This is a genomic window from Mycobacterium sp. TH-M15 (genome assembly GCF_057473705.1).
Genome location: NZ_JBYCLB010000505.1, coordinates 1 through 5249 on the forward strand (window position 1 = coordinate 1; position 5249 = coordinate 5249).

The 5249-nt window shown below is 69.5% G+C and carries 4 protein-coding genes and 1 pseudogene; all 5 read right to left on the minus strand.

Annotated elements, in window-relative coordinates:
* Positions 1–792: aldehyde dehydrogenase family protein (locus tag AC2VNT_RS12345; protein ID WP_486947135.1), on the minus strand; the 792-nt coding region annotated here is incomplete at its 3' end.
* Between the two features lie 42 nt (positions 793–834).
* Entirely contained in the window at positions 835–1677 is an 843-nt protein-coding gene (locus AC2VNT_RS12350; RefSeq protein WP_486947136.1) for a serine hydrolase, read from the minus strand.
* Positions 1667–3076: a serine/threonine-protein kinase gene (locus tag AC2VNT_RS12355; RefSeq protein WP_486947137.1), complete on the minus strand. Its 1410-nt coding sequence runs from the start codon at positions 3074–3076 to the stop codon at positions 1667–1669. The genes AC2VNT_RS12350 and AC2VNT_RS12355 overlap by 11 nt, the downstream gene beginning before the upstream one ends.
* A gap of 275 nt (positions 3077–3351) precedes the next feature.
* Positions 3352–3831: a hypothetical protein gene (locus tag AC2VNT_RS12360; RefSeq protein WP_486947138.1), complete on the minus strand. Its 480-nt coding sequence runs from the start codon at positions 3829–3831 to the stop codon at positions 3352–3354.
* Positions 3832–3985: 154 nt separating this feature from the next.
* A pseudogene (locus tag AC2VNT_RS12365) lies at positions 3986–5161 on the minus strand (AMP-binding protein); the annotation flags it as partial.
* Positions 5162–5249 lie beyond the last annotated feature (88 nt).

Below are 5249 nucleotides of genomic sequence, written 5' to 3' on the forward strand. Positions count from 1 at the left end.
GGTGACAATCATCGGGTTCTTGCCGCCGAGCTCGGCGGAGAACCCGATCAGCCGCCGGCCGCACTGCTCGGCCAGCGAACGGCCGGTGGCGGTCGACCCGGTGAACATCAGGAAGTCGCAGTGTTCCACGATCGCCGTGCCGACCACCGAGCCGGGACCGGGCACCACCGCGAACACCTCACGCGGCAACCCGGCCTGGTAGAGCAGCTCGGCGTTGGCCAGCGTGCAGTACGGGGTCTGACTGTCCGGTTTGATCACCACCGCATTGCCGGCCAGCAGCGCCGGGATCGCATCCGAGATCGACAGCGTCATCGGGTAGTTCCACGGCGAGATCACCCCCACCACCCCCTTGGGGTGGTGGTTCACCACGGTCTTGACGATGCCGGGCAGCAGGCCCTGAACCCGCTTGCGGCCGAGCAGCTTGGCGGCCTCCCGCGCGTAGTAGCGGGCGTTGAGCAGGATGTCGGCGATCTCCTCCTGGGCCGCCGACCGCGCCTTGCCAGTCTCGGCCTGCGCGACGTCCATCAGCGAGTCCCGGTTGCGCACCACCAGGTGCCGGTAGCGTTCGATGATCGCGCACCGCTGTTTGACCGACCGGGCAGCCCACTCCCGCTGTGCGGCACGGGCTTTGTCGAACGCCGCGGCCACATCGGCGGCGGTACCGATCGGAATCGTGGTCAGCTCCTTGCCGGTGAAGACCTCGTCGATCGTCTTGGAATGCCGTGCGCCGATGTCGTCGATGGCGACCAATCCACGCAGACGGTCGAAGTCCGCAGCGGCTGGAGCGGGCATGACTTCCTCCTACTGGCGGGTAACAATCGGCTGGTCGCCAACCTACCCCGGACAACTGCCATCCGGTAGCTCGGATCTGTGCGCGGTGAGCCACCGCGCCATCCGATCGAGCGCGGCCACGCCGCCGGCGAAGGTGCCGTCCCGCGGTTCGGCGGCCAGCGCCACCCCGACCGCCCTGCCGTTCGCGGTGGGCACGATCCCGAATTGGCGTACCAGATAGCCGCCGGATTTGCCGGGCCCCCAGCCGCCCTTGGCGGCGGCGCCGTCGGCGGCGAGGCCCCAGCGTTGACCGTCGATCAGCCGGTGCATCAGGCCGACGACACCGCCGGTGCTCGGCATGCAGGGCAGCCGGGCGGCGAACTGCGCTTGTCTGCCCAGCGGCCACTGGGTCTGGCCGAACGCGGTGTATCCCGGTCGAAGGCGGCGCGATTCGACGATCGTGCTTTCGTCGCCGCCTTCCCGCAGGATCTGCTGCACCTGGCGGGCGGCGCGGTCCGGCGGGCCGAGCCGCGACCACAGCTGCTCGGCGGCGGCATTGTCGGATTCGGTGATGGCCTTGACCGCCAGGTGCTCCGAATCCGGTGGCTCGACCCGCAGCGCCGCAATCGCCAGCGGCACTTTGATCGTCGACCAGGCCACCCCGGTCGACCAGACCCCGAAGGTGGTCACCGAGTCTCCGCCGACCGGGACGATCGCGACGCCGACGCTGGCCGGAATGGCCGCTCCCAACTCGCCGAAGCTGGCGGCCAGGTGATCCACCGCCCCGGCGATGCTCGGCGGTGACCCGGCGACCGGCTCGGTGGGCGCCGTCGTGCAGCCGCCGACGGACAACAGTGCGGCGCTGGTGATCACCGCCAACCAGAGTCCGGGCCGGTCAGTAGGCATAGACGATCGCGTCGTTGCCGCCGGTGCAGGTGGTCAACGGGCCGTTGGCGACGCACGTCATCGGATACCACTTGCCGGTGACCGAGCTGTAGGCCCGCACCACCTCGGGTGTCGAACCGACCGGCGGACTGCTGCCGAGCACGTCGCGGACCGCCTCAGCGAACTCGCAGGAGGTCACCGATGTCCCGGCCGCCGACGTGGCGTAGGCGCCGGTCCTGCCGAACCGGGGCGGACACACCCGCGCGCCCGGTGGCAACACCACCGGCTGCGCCGCCGGGGCCGAGGAGAGGGCGGTCGAGGGCGATTCGGCGCGGTGGCGGTTGCGCTGGACGAACAAGATGCCGGCGCCCACGCCGGACCCGGTGATCACGATCGCCGCGACCGCGGCGAGCACCGGCAGCAGCATGCCGCGGCGTGGGACCGCCGGCGTGGTCGGTGGGCCGCCGGCCGGTACCGGCGCCGGCCGACGTGGTGAGGTGACCGGGGCGGTTCGGGTCCCGAGTGCGGTGGGAGCGGAACTGGCCGACCAGGCGTCGACGATCGCATCGTCCAGAACGGGGTAGGCCGGTGCCGAGCCCAGCGCACGCTGGGCCGCCGCAGCGAAGGCCGCCGCGCTGGGATACCGGTCGGTGGGCTCCTTGGCCATGCCGCGGCCGATCACGGCGTCGAACGCCACCGACACCGCGCGATTGGTCGCGCTCGGTGGCGGGGGAGGTGTCGAGATGTGCGCGGCGATCAGCTGCGGCACGTTCGTCGACAGGTACGGCACCGATCCGACCAGCATCTCGTAGAGGACGCAGGCGAGTGAGTAGACGTCTGCGGCCGGGGTGACCGGGTGATCGCCGAAGCGTTCCGGTGCCATGTAGGCGAACGAGCCGACCGCCGTCCCGGCCGTGGTCAGCCGGGTGTCACCGACCGCCTCGGCGATACCGAAGTCGACCAGGTAGGCGAAGTCCGCCGGGGTGACGATGATGTTGCCCGGCTTGACGTCGCGGTGGACCAGGCCGGTGCCGTGCGCCGCGTCCAGCGCGGCCGCCACCTGGCCGATGATCGCCACCGCCCGGGCCGGGACCAGCGGACCGTCCTTGAGCGCCGTGCCCAGGTCGACGCCGTTGACCCGGCGCATGTCGATGTAGAGGGTGCCGTCGACGTCGCCCCAGTCGTGGATCGGGACGATGTGCGGCTCTTGGAGCCCGGCCGCGGCGTGCGATTCCCGCCGGAACCGCTCCCGGAACGTCTCGTCGCTGAAGTGCTGGGCGGAGAGGATCTTCAGGGCGACGACGCGTTCCTTGACCGTGTCGTAGGCCTCGTACACCTCGCCCATGCCGCCGCGGCCCAGCAGCTCCCGGATCTGGTAGCGCCCGAAGGTCGAGCCGGCCCGCGTGGTTGATCCCGTCATATCCGTTCCTTTGTGACGGACCCGTTCCTATGTGACGGATGCAGTCTAGGCCGACGGGGGATGGCCGTCGCCGGTATCGGGTGGCGACCGGCATCGGGACGAGCAACGGACCTGGATTTGTCTGCAGGGGTTCCAGCGACGACGCATGGTGTGCATCGTCGGCGTCGACGGAGGCATACGGCGGGCCCGCATCGACGACAATCGCCGCTATCGTCCCACCTCGGCGGTCCCGCCGCCGCTATCGCCCGTAGCCCGCCCCGGCCCGAATCACCGTCCTAGAGGGTCGGCAGCAGCCCCAGCCCGATCAGGTCCGGACCCACGTCGTTGATCAGGGCGGTACCCAGATTGCTGAAGTCGCCGAGGTCGAAGTTGGTGAAGAAGCCCTGAACGTCGGCATCGAACACCTGACCCAGGCTGTCGAGTTGAGTCTCCACGGTCGTGATTTCGATGAAGGCGTTCAGCCAAGGACGTGCGGCGTCGACGAACAGCACATCACCCAGGCTCTCCGTCTGCGGCAGATTCTCCAGGCCGAGATCGTTGACCAGGCCACCCAGGCCGAGCTCGTGCAGGAAGCTCTCCAGATCTGCCACGTCCGGCCCGCCGCTCAGGATGTCGGATGCGGCGGTGAGTTGCGACGCGGTGTGTTCGATCGGCGCCGGGTCCGCAGATCGCCCGGCAAGGAGCGCCAGCAGTGCTGCGGCGGTGAATACCGCGGTTCCGCCGGCGATCGAGGCCTGGCGAGCGGTGTGGTGCACGATTCGGAAACCCCCTGGGTCACTGCGCCGCAGCCCGTCTGCGGAGCGCAGCGATACTACCGCAACAACGCTCAGACCGCGCATAGGGTTCTGCTATGTGGTGCACACATCACCGACGGTGCACACCGGTGCTGATCTGAGCTTTCGACGCGCGTCACCGCTCGACGGAGAACACCGGATCGGCGCAATCCACCCCTTCGGTCGACAAGCTGCGTTTGAGCACCTTGAACGTCGCGGTGCGCGGCAGTTCGTCGCTGATCCGGACCAGCGACGGCCACTGCTTCGGACCCAGGTCGGGCTGCTCGGCGAGGAAGACGCGAAACGCAACCGGATCGAACTCGGCGCCGGGCCGCAGCACCAGCGCGGCCATCACCCGGTCGCCGACCGCGGGATCGGGTACCGGGTACACCGCCGCCTCGGCGACGTCGGGCTGGCGCAGCAGCACCCGTTCGATCGGCGCGGTGCCCAGGTTCTCGCCGTCGACCCGCATCCAGTCGCCGAGCCGGCCGGCGAAGTAGAGGTAGCCGGCCTCGTCGCGGTAGGCCAGATCGCCGCTGTGGTAGATCCCGCCGGTCATCCGTTCGGCGTCGGCGCCGGGATCGTTGTAGTAGCCGCGGAAGTGACCGCGGCCGGCGGTGTTCACCAATTCGCCGACCACGCCGGGTGCACACTCCGCGCCGGTGTCGACGTCGACGATGGCGACGTCGTCCGGGACCGGGCCGAGCGCGGCGGCCGGCGTGTCGAGGGTTCGCACGATCGCGATGCCACCCTCGGTGGAGCCGAACGCATCCACCACGAAGACGTCGAACCGCTCGGCGAATCGGGCCACGTCACGCGGTGCGCCTTCGTTGCCGTACAGGAACCGCAGCGGGTTGTCGCCGTCATCCGGTTGCTCCGGGGTGGCCAGGATGTAAGACATCGGTTTGCCGACGTAGTTGGCGTAGGTGGCGCCGAATCGCCGCACGTCCGGCAGGAACTGGGATGCGGAGAATTTGCGCCGCAACGCGATCGACGCGCCCGCCGCCAGCGTCGGCGACCAGCCGGCCATCACGGCGTTGGAGTGGAACATCGGCATCGCCAGATAGCAGACGTCTTTCGGGCCGAGGCCGAAGCGCTCCGCGAGCATGGTGCCCGGGTACGCCACCTTGGCGTGGGTGCAGCGCACCGCCTTCGGGTCGCCGCTGGTTCCCGAGGTGAAGATCAGCATGAACAGGTCCTCGGGGCCGGCGGGCGTCATCGGTATGTCGGTATCCCGGTGTGTCGCAACGGCGTCGGACCACTCGATGGAGTCGATATCGAGATGTGCGATGTCTCCCAGGGCCGCGGTAGACGGTATGGGGGGCTGGGGCCTCGCTCACATGTGAACGTGGGTTGCGGACAGGAATCAGGTCCTGGCCGGTAGAGCCACAAGATGTGGG

Excerpts from the sequence above, each read along its gene's own strand:
- AC2VNT_RS12350 (WP_486947136.1), bottom strand. The coding sequence starts at position 1,677 with ATGCCTACTGACCGGCCCGGACTCTGGTTGGCGGTGATCACCAGCGCC.
- AC2VNT_RS12355 (WP_486947137.1), bottom strand. The coding sequence starts at position 3,076 with ATGACGGGATCAACCACGCGGGCCGGCTCGACCTTCGGGCGCTACCAG.